Below are 16,868 nucleotides of genomic sequence, written 5' to 3' on the forward strand. Positions count from 1 at the left end.
GCCGTGTGGAGGCCAGCGCCTCGTCGCCGACGCCCGCCGGGAGACCCGCGCCGCGTCGCCGACGCCCGCCAGGTCACCGCCGCCGCGTCGCCGACGCCCGCCGGGAGACCCGCGCCGCGTCGCCGACGCCCGCCGGGTCACCGCCGCCGCGTCGCCGAGGCACGAGGCCTACGGCACGCTCCTGGTCCAGGCCACGCCGAGTACGACGACGACAAGGACGAGGCGCACGCGCTCCTCCGCGACCGCCTCCTGTCGCCTTACGAGGACGCGGCGGAAGAGGAGCGGCGCGCCGAGCGGGTCCGCGCCGCCAGCGCCAGGAAGAAGCACGAGCCCGACGTTCCCGCCTGATCGAGGCTCGTGGAACGATCCCACGGCGCCGACCGGGCGCGGGTCGCACGGCGGCGGCTTCCCCGGCGCGCCGCCGCACGAAGACTGATCACCGGGACGCTGGCGCCTTCGCGAGGACCTCGGCGTTCTCGACCCACGCCGCGAAGACGGGCACCTGGCTGCGCCGGGCGAGGACGAGGACCAGGAACGGCATGGCGCAGCTGAAGCGCCGCGGGGGTGACATCAGGCCGAAGGAGCGCGGCGGCGAGGGTGCCTTTGCGCCCCCGTCGTCGAGGCGAAAGCGGATGACCTGCTCGATAGGGCCCAGGCGAACGCGCCCGAGGGACGGACTCTCGAGCACGCGGTCGGCGAGCTCGCTCGAGCGAGCAGCGCACGCGATGTCGATCACCGGCATGAACAGGCCCTCGTCGGCGGAGAAGCGCGCGCGCGGGTGCGCGTCGTCTTCCTGAAGAAGGGAGAGCGCGCGGCTGATCGTGCGCGCTAGCGTCGGTCCGGCGGGCAACGTGGCCACGATGATCCTGACCTCGGGATCAGCCGCGCGGAGCTGGACGACGAACTGGTTGTATGCGGCGTCGATCTCCTCGTCCGAGAGGCCCACGAGCTCGGCGTCCGTGGTGCGGGGGAAATGCACGAGCGCCTGCGTTGCCCGCGACTGCCAGACGGATTTGGGCTCGTCCGGGCTCGACCACACGCCGAAGCAGGGGACCTGAACGCCATGGTGTGATCGAGGGAATGGAGCGCGGGCCAGCGGAGGATCGAAGCGCGGGTGCATCGCGAAGCCGCTCCACAGGGCGATCCTGTCCGGGTCCGCGCCGGACGGCGCGCCCAGGGGCCAGTCCACGCCGAAGAGACGGCAGCTCTCCCGCTGGAGCGCCTCGGCCGAGCTCTCGGCAAGCGGCCCGGCCCAGGCGGCCCAGTACGCCGGGTCCAGGGTGCTCTCGTCGATCGGGCTTTCGCGCATGGCCTGCGCGAGCGGCGCCGCCGGCTCACCGGTCCCGGCAGGCTCGCTCTCGAGGGGAGCCCCTGCCAGCGAGGCGAGCCTCTGCCACGCGATCGCGCTCACGCCGGTCCACACGAGGCTCACGCCCGGCCGGTGCTCGACGTCGAGGTGAGGGCAGACGCGCACATGCGCGTGCAGCGTGTCGTGGTGACAGACGGCGAAGGCGGCGGGCGGCATGGCGACAAGGGGAGTTTAATCGCGGACGCCTGCCTCGCGCCGAGCGAGCCCGCGCCGCCAGCGCCAGGAAGAAGCACGAGCCTGACGTTCCTGCCTGGTCATCTCCCTCCCCCGCACGTCAGCCGCGCTCCCGGCGAGGCCGTCCGAGCCATGTAGCTTTCCCAGGCTACCGGACGGCGGGCTCGCGATTGCCGCGATTGCACACGCTCGCGGGACCGTGGGACCATCCTGTCACCATGGGTAAGGTCACCGCCCTCCATATGGACACCATCACCGAGAAATCCGGTCACCAGATGACCGGTATGGCGGTGAGCGTGTGTCTGACCCCGGCCGCGCCCAGCCCGCTGCCGATCCCCTACCCCACCATGGGCACGGTCGCGGAGGGGATCATCGACCCGTGCATGCGCACGAAGATCGAGGGCGCGAAGATCCTCACCGTCGGCGGCTGCATGAAGGCGTGCCACGGCAACGAGCCTGGCACGCTCAAGGAGGTCGTCAGCCTCAACACCGGCGGGCCTTGCTTCCCCTGGCTCGGCGCGCCGAACGTCATCATCGAGCTCGGCATGGCCGGCATCACCGGCAGCATGGGCCAGATGAACAAGAGCATCACCGTCGGCGCCGGCGCCAGCGCGAGCGGCGCTGGCGGGGGCGGCGGCGGCGGTGGGGGCGGCGGCGGCGGCGCCGGGGGCCCGGGCGGCGGCGGCCCGCAAGGCGGCGGCAACGGCGGCGGAGGCGGCGGCGGGAGCAACAGCGGCGCCGCGCCGCCGAGCCCGCCTGCGCCGCCGGGCGCGGAGGGCCAGGCGGCCGCGGGCCATCCGATCGACGTCGTGACCGGGACGCTGTTCACGATCCCGGCGGCCGACTTCACGCTCACCGGGTTCCTCTGGGTCCAGTGGATCCGCACCTACAGCACCTCGGCCGTGCGCCACCGCTGCGGCCTCGGGTGGGGCTGGTCGCACAGCCTCGCCTGGCGCGCCGAGCGCAACGGCGATCACCTCGTCCTCGTCGACGACCAGCAGCGCCGCACCGAGATGCAGCTGCCCGGGGCCGGTGAAGCGCTGCTCCTCCCCCACGGCCGGAAGGTGCACCTCGACGGAGACGCGATCGTCGTCGACCTCGGCGACGACCTCGTGCGGGTCCTCCGGCCCACCGCGGATCCGCGGGCGTACGCGCTCGCCGAGCTGCGCGACGCCTTCGGCAACGCGGCCACGATCGACTGGGATCAGGACGAGGTCGTGGCCATCACCGACTCGGTCGGCCGCCGCGCGGAGGTCTCCCGCGACGGGAACCTTCGCATCTGGTCCGTCGCCGTCGCGGACGAGGGCGGCAAGGAGCACCGCCGGCGCCTCGTGACCTACGAGCTCGACGGGCGCGGAGACCTCGTCCGGGTCATCGACGTGGGCGGCGCGGAGACCCGGTTCAGCTACGACGACGAGCACTACCTGCGCTCCGAGACGCGGGCCGACGGCGTCGTCTTCCATTTCGTGTACCAGGACGAGGGCGGCGAGCGGCGCTGCGTGGAGACCTGGGGTGAGCTGCCCGGCGGCGACCTCCTCGCCGCGCTCGGCGCCCCAGAGGCGCAGGTGGCCGGCGGTCCCCGCGGCATCTTCCACACGCGCGTCGCGTACGGGCCCGAGCCTCACCAGACGACGGTGACGGACGCCCTCGGCCACGTGCATCGCTACCAGGGCAACGCGCTCGGCCTCGTCGAGCGCTACGTCGACCCGCGCGGCTACTCCATGCTGTTCACGTACGACGGGGTCGGGCGCCTCATCGCCGTCACCGACGGCGCCGGGGCCACGCAGCGACGCCGCCACGATCTCGCCGGACGGCTGATCTCCCTCAGCGACGGCGGCGGCACGGTCCGGTACCAGACGGACGAGGAGCAACAGGGCGTCACCACCATCGCCCCGAACGGCCACCGCTCCACCGAGCGGCGCAGCCGGGGGCGCGTCATCGAGATCGAGGACGCGCGCGGCAAGACGACGGCCGAGTACGACGCGCGCGGCAAGAACACGAAGATCACGTACCCGAGCGGCCTCGTCGACACGCTCGAGTACGACGCGCACGGCAACCTCGTCCGCTACGCCCAGGGGGAGCGCGTGTGGACCTACGTGTATGATCTCCTGGGCATGCCCGTGCGCATCGAGTCGCCCGGCGGCGCGGCGACCACGCTCGAGTACGACTCCTCGGGCAACATCGTCTGCGCCGTGGGGCCGAGCGGGCAGCGCACCGAGCACGCCTTCGACGGGCTCGGGCTGTGCACGGCGACCTCGTACCCCGGCGGCGGCCGCGCGCACTACCGCTACGTGGCCAGCGCGCTCGTCGAGCAGGTGCTGCCGGACGGCTCGCGCTGGACCATGGGCTACGACGCGCTCCTCCGGCTGAGCTGGATGCAGAACGCCGCGGGCGAGCGGCGCTCGTTCGAGTACGACGCGGCCGGCAACCTCGTCCGCGAGACGACGTTCACGGGGCTCCAGTACCGCTACGAGTACGACGGCGCGGACCGGCTCGTGTCGATCCTCCGCCCCGACGAGTCGATCGTACGGCTCTCGCGCGACGGCGCGGGCAACGTCGTCTCGCGGGAGTACTCGTCGGGCCTCGTCGAGCACTTCGAGTACGACGCCCTGGGGCGCGTCGCGCGCGCGACGAACGGCGCCTGCACGACGGAGCTCGCGTACGACGAGCGCGGCGCGATCCTGCGGGACACCCAGACGTGCGGCGGCTTCAAGTTCGTCACGAGCTACGACTACGACGAGGGCGGCCAGCTCGTGGCGCGCCGGTACTCGTCCGGCTGGCGCGTGGCGCTGGAGCACGACGCGTACGGGCGGGTCGCCGCGATGGGCGTCGGCCATCCGGACGCCGCCGAGCGCTTCGTCTTCGAGCGCGACGAGCAGGACGGCGAGCGCGCCCGCCGGCGCGACGGCGGCGTCGGCGCCCTCCTGACCCGGCGCAACGCCGAGGGCTTCCCGGTGGAGATCCAGGTGGAGGGCGCGTCGGGCGACGTCGTCCGCTCCCGCGCCTACCGCTGGCACCCGGTCGGGGCGCTGGCCGCCGTGATCGACAGCGAGCGCGGCGAGCGCCGCTACGAGCTCGACGCGCACGGGCGGCCCGCGGACGTCCGCGGGCTCGGCGCGACGGAGGCGTTCTCCTACTCGCCGCACGGCACGGCGATCGCGCGGGGTGAAGCGTCGGTCGGCGCCGGCGGGCGGCCGCGCGCGGCGGGCGATCAGGTCCTGACCTGGGACCGGCTTGGCCGGCTCTCGGGCCGGGACGCGCCCGATCCGCGGCGCACGTGGCGGTACGCCTTCGACGAGAACGATCGGCTGACCGAGGCCGTGCGCGGCGACGGGCTGAAGATCCAGTACATCTACGACGCGCTCGGCCGCCGCGTGGCCGAGATCGTCGGCCAGGGGAGCACGTGGTTCGGCTGGGATGGCGACAGCATCGTCGAGGAGCGCACCTCGGGCGGGCAGGTCACGCGCCGCGTCTTCGACGCGTCAGGTCACATGCCGCTGCTCGAGTCGCAGGGCGGCGCGGGCTTCCGCCTCGTGGCGACCGACGCCGCGGGGACGCCATGGCTCACCCTCGACGCGGCCGGCGAGATCACCGAGATCGATCTCACCACCTGGGGCGAGGTCGCCCACAAGCGCGGCGAGCCGGGCGCGCTCCGCTTCGCCGGGCAGCGCGCCGACGAGCTCACCGGCCTCCACTACAACCGGTACCGCTACTACGCGCCCGATCTGCGCGTGTTCATCTCGCCGGATCCCATCGGCCTCTCGGGCTCGCTGCAGGAGATCGGCTTCGTCCCGAACCCGACGCTCTTCATCGATCCGCTCGGGCTGCTCACGATCATCACGGCCTCGAACGATCCCAAGCTCCACAACGCGTACTACTCGCAGTACGCGGCGAAGTACCCGGGCGCGACGATCCTCAAGCCGAACCAGGTCGTGCCTGGCAGCCTCAAGGGCGAGACGGATGTCGTCGTCGACACCCACGGCTGGCCGGGCAGCGTCGAGTGGGCGGGGAAGAAGATCTCGGGGGCCCAGCTCGCGGACAAGCTGAACGCCGCCGGGTTCAACGGGAAAATGCCAGGAACGCGCGTGGACGTCGTCACGTGCAACGGCGGGACGAAGCCGAACTTCATGGGCCGCAGCGTCGCCCAGGCGGTCGCGGACCGGACCGGCGCGACGACGTCCGGCGCGACAGCGAAGGGCGTCCCGGGCGTGGCCTCCGCTGGGCAGATGGGCAACGCGGGCGCCTCCGGCCTGGTCAGCGGGATGCCCACCGGCCTCGGATCCGGCAACGCCCCGGGCAACCTGCACGTCAACGGCGGCGGGCACCTGATCAAGGACATCAAGCCGCGCTGGTACACGTTCGGGCAGTGACCGGCGGCTCGCCGCTCAAGATGCGTCGGGGATTGCGCCCTCCCGCGCCTCCGGCGCCTCGATCCAGGCTGCGAGCCGCACCTCGTCCTGCGGCGACGCGCCCAGGACGACGACGAGGAACGGGCCGTTGCAGACGAAGGGGCGCTCGTACATATCGCCGCGCCCGAGGGTGATCGGCCCGGGCTCGCTCGGCGGGAGCGCGTCCCAGCCGAGGCGAAAGCGGACGGCATGGCGGGCGTCGCCGATCGGGGAACCGTCCCCGCCCGCGAGCGGCTTGCCGATGAGCTCCTCCTGGACACGGACTGCGCACAGGTCGAGCGGGGGAATCCTTAGCGCACAGTTCCAGTCGAACGGCTTTGCGCCGAACCATCGGCCGCGCCAGCTCCGCGACTTCCGCACAGACGCGACGACCTCCGCGACGGCGGCCCCGAGCGTCTCACGTCGCGGGCACCGGGCGACCACGACGCGCTCATCGCCCCTGGCGTCGATCTCGATCATGAAGTCATCCACGTCCCGGTAGCGATGGATCCGGAGCTGCGCCGCGGCCCTCGCCCACGTCACGTCATCGACGTCCTTCCAGAGCCCGAAGACCGGCACGACACGCTCGCCGAAGAAGACACCTTCACGCTGGCTTGCGAAGGGCGACACGAACGACGGACGCACGAACGAGAACGCGTACGCTCCGAGGACGTCCCCGGGCGCGCGCTCCGGAAACGCGCCGTCATGGACGGGGCCGAACCGGCGCGCGATCTCCTGCGCTACATCCCGGAGCGCTTCATCTGCTCTGCCGACGCGCGCGACCGACCACGGCGCCTCGGCGGCGTGCGGCGCGGCGACCGCCTCGCCCCCTCGCTCCTCCAGAGGGAAGTCCGGGGAGAAGATCAGGTTCAGGCCTTCAGGGATGGGAGAGGAAAGCGACGGCACGAGCACGGTCGCAGGGCTCACCACGGGCATGGGGTCACCTCGTCCTGATAACGCGTGAGATCCATCGGCGGTGCTCCCCCGCTTTCGTGCACATCTCCGGAGCGCGCTGAGCTGAGATGGACGCTCTATACCTGCGGCGCCACCGACGGCAAAGATGACCTCGCGCCCACCGCCACGTCGCCGGAGCGCTCGACGAACCGCGACCGCAGCGCCGGAGCGCTCGGCGGACCACGGCCGCCCCGCCGCCCAGGAAACGCGCACGTCGAGGTGTTCCCGGTCCGGCGCGGGGTGTATACCGCTCTCCTCCTCCCTCATCGCCGCGCCCGCGACGACCGTGGACCGAGCCATGCCGCTGCCCGATTTCCTCCCTGCGCTGCTTCGTCCGGAGCTCGCCGAGCTCCACGCCTACACCCCGGTCGCGGGGCACTTCCCTGTGCGCCTCGACGCCAACGAGAGCCCGCCGCTGCTCTCGGCCGAGGCGCGGGCGGCCCTCGCGCGGGCCGCGGCGCCCGACGACTGGGGCCGCTACCCCGACGCGCGCGCCCTCGATCTCCGCGAGGCCATCGCCGCCCACTGCGGCGCCGATCCTGACGAGATCCTGGCCGGCGTCGGCTCCGACGAGGTGATCTCGATCGTGCTCACCGCGCTCAGCCGCCCGCGGCAGGGCGCGGACGCGGCGAGCGTCGTCACGGTCAGCCCCACGTTCGTCATGTACAAGCTGAGCGCGCGCGCGCGCGGGATGCGCGTCGTCGAGGTCCCGCTCGACGCCGGCTGGGATCTCGACGTCGCGGGCCTCGGGCGCGCCGTCGATTTCGCGCGCCCCAACGTCGTCTTCATCGCCTCGCCGAACAACCCGACGGGCGCGCTCATGTCGGAGGACCGCCTCGAGGCGGTCGTCGCCGCGGCGCGGGACGCCCTCGTGATCGTCGACGAGGCGTACATCGACTTTGCCCCGCGCGACCAGCTCGCCCTCCTGCGCAAGCACCCGAACGTCGCCGTGCTGAGGACGCTCTCGAAGATCGGCCTCGCGTCGCTGCGGATCGGCTGGCTCATCGGCGCCCGGGAGCTCGTGGCCGAGCTCGACAAGGTCCGCCAGCCCTACAACCTGCCCACCCCGTCGCAGCGCGCGGCCGCCTTCGCCCTGCGGGAGCTCGGCGGCGAGCTCCGCCGCGCCGCCGCCGCCGTGACGGCCGAGCGCGAGCGCCTCGCGGCCGGGCTCGCCGAGCTCGGCCTCTCGGTCGCGCCGAGCCACGCCAATTTCCTCTGGATCGGCACGCGCCGCCCTGCCGGCGAGGTCTTCGAGGCGCTCGCCGCGCGCGGCGTCCTCGTGCGCAGCTTCCACGCGGCGGGAGGGCGCCTCGCGCACCGGCTCCGCATCACCGTCGGCCTCCCGGAGGAGAACGATCGCCTCCTCGCCGAGATCGCCGCGTGCGCGTAGCCGTGGCGTTCTCCGCCGCGCGGCGCGCGCCGCGCGTGTTCCTCGCGACGTTCGCGGAGCCCGCGGTGCGGACGGCGTTGGCGGCGTTGATGGCGTTGACGGCGTCGACCTCCATTGCCGGCTGCGCCGCGCCCAGGGTCGCGCGCTCGATCGACGGCCAGATCATCGAGGGTCGTACCATCGCGGCGCACGCCTATGCGCTGTATGCGATCGGCGCCGAGGCCGAGGCGCGCGGCGATCTCGCGACGGCGCTGGAGGCGTACGAGCTGGCGGAGGACGGAGACCCCGACAGCGCGGACATCTGGACGCGTATCGGGTCGGTGCGCTGCCGGCTCGGGCGCGGGGAGGCCGCGGGGGCCGCCTTCGAGCGCGCCCGCGCGATCGAGCCCGACTACGAGCCGGCCTACCGCGAGCAGGCGCGCTGCGATCTCTCGGCGGGGCGGCTCGAGACGGCGCTCGGGCGGATCGATCGGGCGATTGTGCTCGATCCGGATCGTGACGACGGCGCCCTGCTCCGGGCCGAGATCCTGCGGCGGCTGGGCCGCACGGACGACGCGCGCCTCGCCTTGCGGGCGCTCGTGGTGCGGCGCCCCTGGTCGACGGAGGCATGGCGCGCGCTGCACGCGGCGGCCGTCGAGGCGGGCGATCACGCGGTGGCCGAGCAGGCTGCGCGGCGGCTGCGGGAGCTGGCTGCGCCGGGGGCAGCCGTCCTGGGGCGGCCGACGCCGTCAGGGGGGCAGCTGGCCGAGGTCGACGAGGCGCTCGTCCTGGGCGAGCTCCGCCGCGCCCGCCGCCTGGCGCGCGACGCGGAGCTGACGCCCGCCGAGGTCGCGGTGCGCGCGGCCGCGCTGGGCCGCCTCGGCGAGGCCCGCGAGCAGGCCGAGCTCGTCTCGGCGGCCGATCCGGCGAGCGCCGAGGCGCTCGTGGCGCTCGCGGTGGCGGCCGATCTGAGCGGTGATCTCGATGCGCTGACGCGGGCCTGCGACGCCCTCGACCTGTCCGCGGCGGCGGGCGGCCCCGCGGTGGCCCCCTCGCGGCTCGCCCGGCTCCTCTTTGCCGAGCTGCTCTTCCGTCGCGTCGGCCGCGACGCCGCGCTCACCTGGCTCGGCCCGCCGCCCCCCGCGCTCGTCGCCGGGGATGCGCTGTCCCAGGAGGTCGAGCGGCGCGTCCACCGAGAGCTCACGGGCGGCGCACCCTGATGGGCGCGTCAATGCCGCGTGCCCCCGCCGTGTACCTCAAGGCGAGGGCTTGGTGTGCGGCTTCTCCTTGTGCTTCTTGAGGTCGAAGTTGAGCTCGAAATCGAGCGTGTTCTCGCCCTCCTTGATCTCGATCTCCCGCTTCACGTCCTGATCGATGGCCGGCAGCAGGGCGGCGGTGAGCACCTTGCCCACGGGGATGCCCTTGATCTCGTACTTGCCGTCGAGCCCGGTCACGTCGTGGGTCGCGAACTTGAGCACGAAGACCTCGGCCTTGAGGAACGGCTTCGGCAGCTTGTCCACGAGGTGGTAGTAGCCTGGCTGCGGCGGGTAGAACTTCACCGGATCGCCCTGGGGCACGGCGACGAGGACCGCCATGAAGGGGGCGCCCTCGAGGTTCGGCATGTACGGCTCCAGGGGATCGAGGTTCGCGACCTCGAGCCGCTGGCCGTAGGTCATGACCACGGTCCGCTTCGAGAATGCGCACCCGTGGATGGTCACCTTCTCCGCCTCTTCGCGCTCCGGCACGTAGCCGCTGTAGTTGACGACGGTGACGAGCGCGTCGGCGACCCCGTTCTGCTGTCCCACGCGGAACAGCCGCCCGTAGGTCGCGGCGGCCTCGCCGCACTTGCCGATCGGGAAGCTGAGCCCTGTATCGGGCGGCGGGTCGCCCTTGATGGTGACGCGTCCTCGCAGCGTCCCCGTGGGCCCGCTGTACGGCGCCCGTCGCTTCGGGTTCATCACCTTCACGACGTCCTCGGAGGTCAGCGAGATCGCGTCCACCTGACCCGCCCCGGCCTGCGCGCTCGCCGCCGCGCCGGCGCTCGCGCTCCCTGCGGCCGCCGGCGCTGCGCTCCCCGCGGCCCCAGTCGCTGCGCTCCCTGCGGCCACAGGCGCCGCGCTCCCCGCCGGTGTCGCGCTCCCCGCGGTCGCGCCGCCGCTCGCGTTCCCTCCCTGACACCCCAGGGCCCCGAGCAGCGCGACGCACGCCGCTCGCATCCTTCCATCCCCCGCTCTTCTCTGCAGCTTCTCGCCGGTTCGCATCGGCGCCGACTTTAGCAACTCGCGCGCCCCGCGCAGCATCGCGGTTTCACGGCCGGACGAAGCGCGAGCGCCTCGATCGCGAGCGCTCCGTTGCCATACGAGTTGGCAGCGCTCTTCCAGGCCCGCACCCGCGTTGCCGAGCGGGGGTTCACCCGCACAGGAGACGGGACCAGATCGGCGTTTTCGGCGCGCAGGCGTACTCCGGTACGCCGAGCACCGAAAACGTCGAGGTGGGCCCGTATCCGAAGCGGGTGGGCCCCCGCTCTAGCGAGACGCCAGGACCGCGCGGACGGCGATCCCGAGCGAGGTCGTCGGCCAGATGCCGAGGACCATCACGAGCACCGCGGACACCACAAGGGCCGCGTTGACGTAGCCCGAGCGCATCGGCCGCGCGATCGGAGCGCCGGGGGCCGGCTCGCGCATGTACATGTACACGAGCACCCGCAGGTAATAGTAGGCCGACAGCACGCTGTTGAGGAGCAGCGCCACGGACAGCGTGTACAGCTCCGCGCCCATCGCCGCCTTGACGATGTAGAGCTTGCCGAAGAAGCCCGCGGTCGGCGGCACCCCGGCCAGCGACAGCAGGAAGAGCGAGAACGCGAGCGCCGCCACCGGGTGCCGCTTGCCGATGCCGGAGAGGTCCTCGTAGCTCACCGCCTCGGCCCCACGGCTGCCGCAGAGGATGAGCGTCCCGAAGGCGCCGACCGTCGAGACCGTGTAGGCGAGCAGGTAGAACATCACGCTCGCCTGCGCGTCCTCGCTCGCCCGCACCGTCGCCGCCACGCCCACGAGCAGGTACCCGGCGTGCGCGATGCTCGAGTACGCGAGCATCCGCTTCACCGACTCCTGCCGGCCCGCGATGAGGTTCGCGACCGTCATCGTGAGCAGCGCCATCACCGCCACGGCCGGCGGCCAGCCCGCGGCCCACGACGAGAGCGCCGGGCTACCGAACGCCCCGAGCAGCACCCGCAGGAGCGTCGCGAACGCCGCGCCCTTCACCGCCACCGCCATGAACGTCGTGGCCGGCGTCGGGGCGCCCTCGTACGCGTCCGGCGTCCACATGTGGAACGGCACCGCGCTCACCTTGAACGCGAGCCCGACGAGCACCAGCGTCGCCCCGATGAGCAGCAGCGCCGGGTTCGGCGCCGCCGCCCCCTTCGCGCCCGCGATGACCTCGCCGATCCCCGCGAGGTCGGTGTGCCCCGTCGCCCCGTAGATCAGCGCGCCGCCGTACAGCAGCAGCGCCGCCGCGAACGAGCCGAGCAGGAAGTACTTGATCGCCGCCTCGGTGCTCCGCGGCGACGTCCGGCGGAAGCCGGTCAGGGCGTACGCCCCGAGCGACATCGTCTCCAGGCCGAGGAAGAGCGTCAGCAGATCCCCCGCGCCGGCGAGGATGATCGCCCCGACCGTCGAGAAGGTCAGCAGCGGATAGAACTCCCCGCGATCGAGCCGGTGCTCCGGGAGGTACCCCCCGGCGAGCAGCGCCGCCAGCGCGCCGCCCAGGCAGAGCACGAAGGAGAAGAACAGCGTGAACCGGTCCATGACCAGGTAGGGGGCGAGCGAGTCGAACCCCTCCAGCGTCTCGGGGCCGACGAACCCGACCGCGCCCGAGAACACCGCCCCGGCGAGGAGCGTGATCGCGGTCCCGAGCGCGATGTCGGACGAGGGGCCGGAGCGGCGATCGTGCGACTCCTCGCGGCGGTGCGAGAACGCCTCCGCGAGCATCAGCAGCGCGCCGCCGAGCGAGACGACGATGAGCGGCGATACCGCGATGTACGGTCCGAGGATCATCGCGCCGCCTCCCCCGCGCGCGCCGCGAGCGCGCCGTCTCCTCGGCGCGCGCCCCGATCGCGCCGAGCCTGCTCGTCTTCACCCGCCCCCGCCGCGCCCTCACCGGAGCCCAGCGAGGGGGCGCCCTTCAGGAAGGCGGGGGAGAACGTGTCCTCGGGCAGGAGCTTCGCGTTCCGTTCGTCCGCGAAGAGGATCGCCTGCCCGGAGACGACCTTGAACTGGTTGTAAGTAGACAGGACCGACTCCTTCATCCGATCGAGGAAGATCGCAGGGAACAGGCCGATCACGAAGATCATGAGGATCAGGGGCGCGAGCGCGAGGCCCTCGCGGGGCGTCACGTCGGGCAGGTGCTTGTTCTTCGGATTCGTGAGCGGCCCGAAGAACATCTTCTGCACAACGCTCAGCATGTAGACGGCGGCGAGGATGACGCCCGCCGCGGCGCCGATCGTGTGGATCCCGCTGAACGTCCCGAGGCGCTCGGAGGCGTAGGTCCCCATGATGATCATGAACTCGCCGATGAACCCGTTCGTGCCGGGCACGCCGACGGAGGCGAACGTCACGATCAGGAAGAGCGTCGCGTAGACCGGCATCACCTTGGCCAGGCCGCCGAACTCCGAGACCTCCCGGGTGTGCCGGCGGTCGTAGATCACGCCGACGAGGAGGAAGAGCGCGCCGGTGGAGACGCCGTGGTTCACCATCTGGATCACCGCGCCCTGGATCCCGCTCGGCGTGACGCCGAAGAGCCCGAGCATCACGTAGCCGAGGTGGGCGACCGACGAGTACGCCACGAGGCGCTTCACGTCGGACTGCTTCCAGGCGACGAGCGCGCCGTAGATCACCCCGCCGAGGATCGCGATGCCGGCCAGGTTGGCCGCGAGGCTGGAGGCCGGGCCGGGGAAGAGGCCCATCGAGAAGCGCAGGTACGCGTACGTCCCGATCTTCAGCATCACCGCGGCCAGGATCACCGAGCCGCCGGTCGGCGCCTGCACGTGGGCGTCCGGCAGCCAGGTGTGCACCGGCCACATCGGCACCTTGATGAAGAACGCGATCGAGAACGCCCAGAAGCAGAGCATCTGCGCGCTCCGGGGCAGCACCACGCGCGACAGCGCGAGGTAGTCGAACGTGTAGGCGCCCGTGAGCTTCTGGTTCGCCCACACGAGGTACACGATGCCCGCGAGCATCAGCATCGAGCCCGCCATCGTGTAGACGAAGAGCTTGATCGCCGCCTTGATCTTCTCGACGCCGCCCCAGATGCCGATCATCACGAACATCGGCACCAGCATCAGCTCCCAGAAGAGGAAGAACAGGAACAGGTCGAGCGCGACGAACGCGCCGAGCATCGCCCCCTGCAGGAACAGGAGGCAGAAGCAGAGCTCCTTGATCCGGCTCTTGATCGAGCCGAACGACGCGTACGCCGCGATGGGCGCGATGAACGTCGTCAGCAGGACGAGCCAGAGGCTGATGCCGTCGATGGCGACGTGCCACCGGATGCCCAGCGTCGGGATCCACTCCTTGATCGACTGGAAGTGCCAGCCCACGGTCATCGGCACGGTGAGCAGCCACAGCGAGGCGAGGAAGCCCGCGCCGAGCACGGCCAGCGTGAAGCCCCGGAGCAGCGAGAGCAGCTGCCGCGGCACGAACAGCACCGCGGCGGCGCCCACGAAGGGCAGCCCGATGAGCACGTTGAGCAGCGACGGCCACTCGTCCGTCGCTCCCGCCGCCTCCGCCGCGGCGCCGGACGGCCAGAGCCACTGCACGAAGAGCACGGTGAGCGCCGCGATGAGCCCGAGGCCGGCCCGCTGCCACGGGGTGTACCCCGCGGCCGCGTGGGCCTCGCCGTGGTGGTCGTCGCCATGGTGGTCGTCACCGTGGCCGCCGTGGTGATCGTCGCCGGCGTGGGCGCCGTCGGCGCCCTGCCCGTCGCCCGGCGGGAGGATCGCTCCCACGACGCCGGCAGCGAGCGCCGGCCAGTAGTGCGTTACGAGGTCGAGCGCGCTCATTGCAGGCCTCTCGGCTGGATCAGGTCATGGATCTGCTCCGCCGGGGTCGCCCCCGGGGGCAGCGCGGGCACGTCCGAGCCCAGCATGGTGGTCGGGCCCGCGGGGGTCTTGCGGCCCGCCGGCCTGGAGAACGAGAAGGTCTCGGTCGCCTCGCGGTCGAACGCGTTGCGCACGCGGAGGACGACGTCCTTGGTCTCGCCGGGCTCGAGCTTCACCGTGACGTCGGCCGCCTCGGAGAAGTCGCGCGCCGGCAGGCCGGGCGCCTCCCAGCGGTACCGGTAGCCGAGCCCCGGCGCCGCCGAGAGCCTCACCTCGCCGGACCGGCGCAGCTCCGCGTCGTCGACGTTCGCGTCCGCGTGCGGCTTGACGAGGAACCAGCCGACGCCGGCGAGGCCGACGACCATCGACGCGGCGTAGACCTGCACGCGGCCCGTCTGGAGCGCGCGCAGCACCGTGCCGAAGAACCCGACGAGCGCCGCGGAGAGCTTCGCGATGATGCCGTCGATGATCCACTTGTCGGCCATCGTGAAGATGTCGGCGATCGCGTCGACCATGCCCACCACGGTGGCGTTGTAGAGCTCGTCGATCCGCCACTTGTCGTAGATGAGCCGGTAGAGCCCCGGGACGCTCTCGGCGAAGCGCCGCTCGGGCTCGCCGCGCTTGTTCCAGTACACGAGCATCGCGAGGCCGATGCCGGTGAAGCAGGCCGCGACGCCGGGCAGCATCATCGGGAAGAGCAGCCCCTCCACCCCCTCGCGCACCTTCACCGCCCGCTCCGTCAGCGAGAAGACCGGCTCCAGCAGGTGCGCGAGCGGCGCGAACGCGTGGTTGTGGGTGAGGTGCACGAGCGGCTCCGCCATGAGGAAGCCGGCGAAGACCGACAGCGCCCCGAGCACGATCAGCGGGATCGTCATCGGCAGCGGCGACTCGTGCGGCTCCGGGCCCTCGAGCTTCTCGCCGTGCGCGTGCCCGTGGTGATCGTCGTGGTGGCCGTGCGGGTGCGGGTCCTTCCAGCCGCGCACGATCGTCCAGCCGCGGAACTCGCCGTGGAACGTCTGGAAGTACGCGCGGAACATGTAGAACGCGGTCATCGTCGCGGCCAGGATGCCGACCCAGTAGATCGCCGGACCGAGCCACTCGGGCCACTGCCACACCGGCTGCCCGCGCGTCGAGACGGACTCGATCCGGCCGGAGAAGGCGCGCCACAGGATCTCGTCCTTCGACCAGAACCCGGCGAACCCGGGGAAGCCGGCGATCGAGAGGCACGCGAGGAGGAAGGTCCAGCGCGTCAGCGGCATGTGGTTCTTGAGGCCGCCCATGTTGCGCATGTCCTGGGACTGGTCGGTGTCGTGGATGCGGGCGTGCATCGCGTGGATCACCGAGCCGGCCCCGAGGAAGAGGCAGGCCTTGAAGAAGGCGTGCGTGAGGACGTGGAAGAAGCCGGCGGCGAACGCGCCGACGCCCACGCCGATGAACATGAACCCGAGCTGGCTCACCGTGGAGTAGGCGAGCACCTTCTTCAGGTCGTTCTGGAAGAGCCCGATCGAGGCCGCGAACAGCGCCGTGGCCACGCCGGTCACCGCGACGACCGCCATCGCGAACGGCGACAGCACGAACACCGCCGAGAGCCGGGCCACGAGGTAGACGCCCGCGGTCACCATCGTCGCGGCGTGGATCAGGGCGGAGACCGGCGTCGGGCCGGCCATCGCGTCGGGCAGCCAGACGTAGAGCGGGATCTGCGCGCTCTTGCCGGCGCAGCCGAGGAACAGCGCGAGCGCGGCCAGCGTCCCCGCGTACACGAGCACCGGCTGCGACGGGATGAGGAAGCTCAGGAAGCCGGGCACGGTGTCGGCCGACATGTTGCCGATCGGCCAGATCTTCACCGCGGAGAGCAGGTTGCCCGCGTTCGCCGCGATGCCGTCGAAGTTCAGCGTGCCCGTGTAGTAGGCGAGCATCGCCATCGCCACGAGGAGGCCGAAGTCGCCGATGCGGTTCACGACGAACGCCTTCTTGCCCGCGCTCGCGTTCTTGTCGTCCTTGAACCAGAACCCGATCAGCAGGTAGCTGCACATGCCGACGCCCTCCCATCCCACGAAGAGGACGGCGAGGTTGTCGCCCATGATCAGCACGAGCATCGAGAAGATGAACAGGTTCAGGTACGCGAAGAACCGGTAGTACCCCGGGTCCTCACGCATGTACGCGGACGAGTAGAGGTGGATGAGGAAGCCGACGCCGGTGACGACGAGGATCATCGTCCCGCTCAGGCCGTCGACGCTGAAGGCGGCGTCGATCGGGATCGACTGGCCCATCCGGCCGGTGATCGAGAACCAGCGCCAGGCCGTCCAGGTGAGCTTGCCGCCCTCGTGCGGCAGCATCAGGAACGTCGTGACGGCCGCCAGGAAGGCGCCGCCGAGCGCGGCGAGCGCCATCAGCCGGACCGCGTCCTTGCCGAGGCGCTTGCCGAAGAGGCCGTTCACGAACGCGCCGAGCGCCGGCAGGCCCAGGATGACCGCGAGCAGCGCGAACTCGGACGCGGGGAATAAGACTCTCAGGGCTTCCACG

Annotated in this window: 10 protein-coding genes; 3 read left to right on the top strand and 7 right to left on the bottom strand. The window is 72.1% G+C overall.

Going from position 1 to position 16,868, the window contains the following annotated elements; genetic code table 11:
* Positions 1–168: 168 nt before the first annotated feature.
* Both WMF11_RS23465 and WMF11_RS23470 read right to left on the bottom strand, forming a co-directional pair.
* Positions 169–372 carry a hypothetical protein gene (locus tag WMF11_RS23465; RefSeq protein ID WP_437978991.1) on the bottom strand — a complete coding sequence of 68 codons (204 nt, stop codon included), beginning with the start codon at positions 370–372 and terminating at the stop codon, positions 169–171.
* Between the two features lie 64 nt (positions 373–436).
* A complete protein-coding gene (locus WMF11_RS23470) occupies positions 437–1,525 on the bottom strand; it encodes a hypothetical protein (protein WP_437978992.1) in 1,089 nt (362 codons plus the stop codon).
* Positions 1,526–1,761: 236 nt separating this feature from the next.
* Between WMF11_RS23470 and WMF11_RS23475 the strand changes: the two genes are divergently transcribed.
* A complete protein-coding gene (locus tag WMF11_RS23475; RefSeq protein WP_437978993.1) occupies positions 1,762–5,913 on the top strand; it encodes a PAAR-like domain-containing protein in 4,152 nt (1,383 codons plus the stop codon).
* Between the two features lie 15 nt (positions 5,914–5,928).
* Here the strand turns inward: WMF11_RS23475 and WMF11_RS23480 are convergent, their stop codons facing one another.
* On the bottom strand, positions 5,929–6,867 hold the full coding sequence (locus tag WMF11_RS23480; RefSeq protein ID WP_437978994.1) for a hypothetical protein: 939 nt from the start codon (positions 6,865–6,867) through the stop codon (positions 5,929–5,931).
* A gap of 316 nt (positions 6,868–7,183) precedes the next feature.
* Between WMF11_RS23480 and hisC the strand changes: the two genes are divergently transcribed.
* Both hisC and WMF11_RS23490 read left to right on the top strand, forming a co-directional pair.
* Entirely contained in the window at positions 7,184–8,275 is a 1,092-nt protein-coding gene (gene hisC / locus WMF11_RS23485) for a histidinol-phosphate transaminase (RefSeq protein WP_437910671.1), read from the top strand.
* Positions 8,266–9,474 (top strand): tetratricopeptide repeat protein, encoded by a 1,209-nt coding sequence (locus WMF11_RS23490; RefSeq protein WP_437978995.1) that lies wholly within the window; start codon positions 8,266–8,268, stop codon positions 9,472–9,474. The genes hisC and WMF11_RS23490 overlap by 10 nt, the downstream gene beginning before the upstream one ends.
* Before the next feature lie 36 nt (positions 9,475–9,510).
* On the opposite strand, the gene WMF11_RS23495 is transcribed toward WMF11_RS23490, so the two are convergent.
* From WMF11_RS23495 to nuoL, 4 genes are all read right to left on the bottom strand, one after another.
* Complete coding sequence (locus tag WMF11_RS23495; RefSeq protein WP_437978996.1) at positions 9,511–10,515, bottom strand: hypothetical protein; 1,005 nt, start codon at positions 10,513–10,515, stop codon at positions 9,511–9,513.
* A gap of 264 nt (positions 10,516–10,779) precedes the next feature.
* Complete coding sequence (locus tag WMF11_RS23500) at positions 10,780–12,306, bottom strand: NADH-quinone oxidoreductase subunit N (protein WP_437910674.1); 1,527 nt, start codon at positions 12,304–12,306, stop codon at positions 10,780–10,782.
* Positions 12,303–14,306: a complex I subunit 4 family protein gene (locus tag WMF11_RS23505; protein ID WP_437978997.1), complete on the bottom strand. Its 2,004-nt coding sequence runs from the start codon at positions 14,304–14,306 to the stop codon at positions 12,303–12,305. Before WMF11_RS23505 ends, WMF11_RS23500 begins: the two co-directional genes overlap by 4 nt.
* Positions 14,303–16,867: an NADH-quinone oxidoreductase subunit L gene (nuoL, locus tag WMF11_RS23510; RefSeq protein ID WP_437978998.1), complete on the bottom strand. Its 2,565-nt coding sequence runs from the start codon at positions 16,865–16,867 to the stop codon at positions 14,303–14,305. The genes WMF11_RS23505 and nuoL overlap by 4 nt, the downstream gene beginning before the upstream one ends.
* Between the last annotated feature and the right edge of the window lies 1 nt (position 16,868).

Source organism: Sorangium sp. So ce295 (assembly GCF_051527405.1).
Classification (GTDB): Bacteria; Myxococcota_A; Polyangia; order Polyangiales; family Polyangiaceae; genus Sorangium; species Sorangium cellulosum_B.

Bases quoted from the DNA above. Each gene is read 5' to 3' on its own strand.
- WMF11_RS23480 (WP_437978994.1), bottom strand. From the start codon at position 6,867: ATGCCCGTGGTGAGCCCTGCGACCGTGCTCGTGCCGTCGCTTTCCTCT.
- WMF11_RS23470 (WP_437978992.1), bottom strand. From the start codon at position 1,525: ATGCCGCCCGCCGCCTTCGCCGTCTGTCACCACGACACGCTGCACGCG.
- hisC (WP_437910671.1), top strand. From the start codon at position 7,184: ATGCCGCTGCCCGATTTCCTCCCTGCGCTGCTTCGTCCGGAGCTCGCC.
- WMF11_RS23505 (WP_437978997.1), bottom strand. From the start codon at position 14,306: ATGAGCGCGCTCGACCTCGTAACGCACTACTGGCCGGCGCTCGCTGCC.
- WMF11_RS23495 (WP_437978996.1), bottom strand. From the start codon at position 10,515: ATGCGAACCGGCGAGAAGCTGCAGAGAAGAGCGGGGGATGGAAGGATG.
- WMF11_RS23475 (WP_437978993.1), top strand. From the start codon at position 1,762: ATGGGTAAGGTCACCGCCCTCCATATGGACACCATCACCGAGAAATCC.
- WMF11_RS23500 (WP_437910674.1), bottom strand. From the start codon at position 12,306: ATGATCCTCGGACCGTACATCGCGGTATCGCCGCTCATCGTCGTCTCG.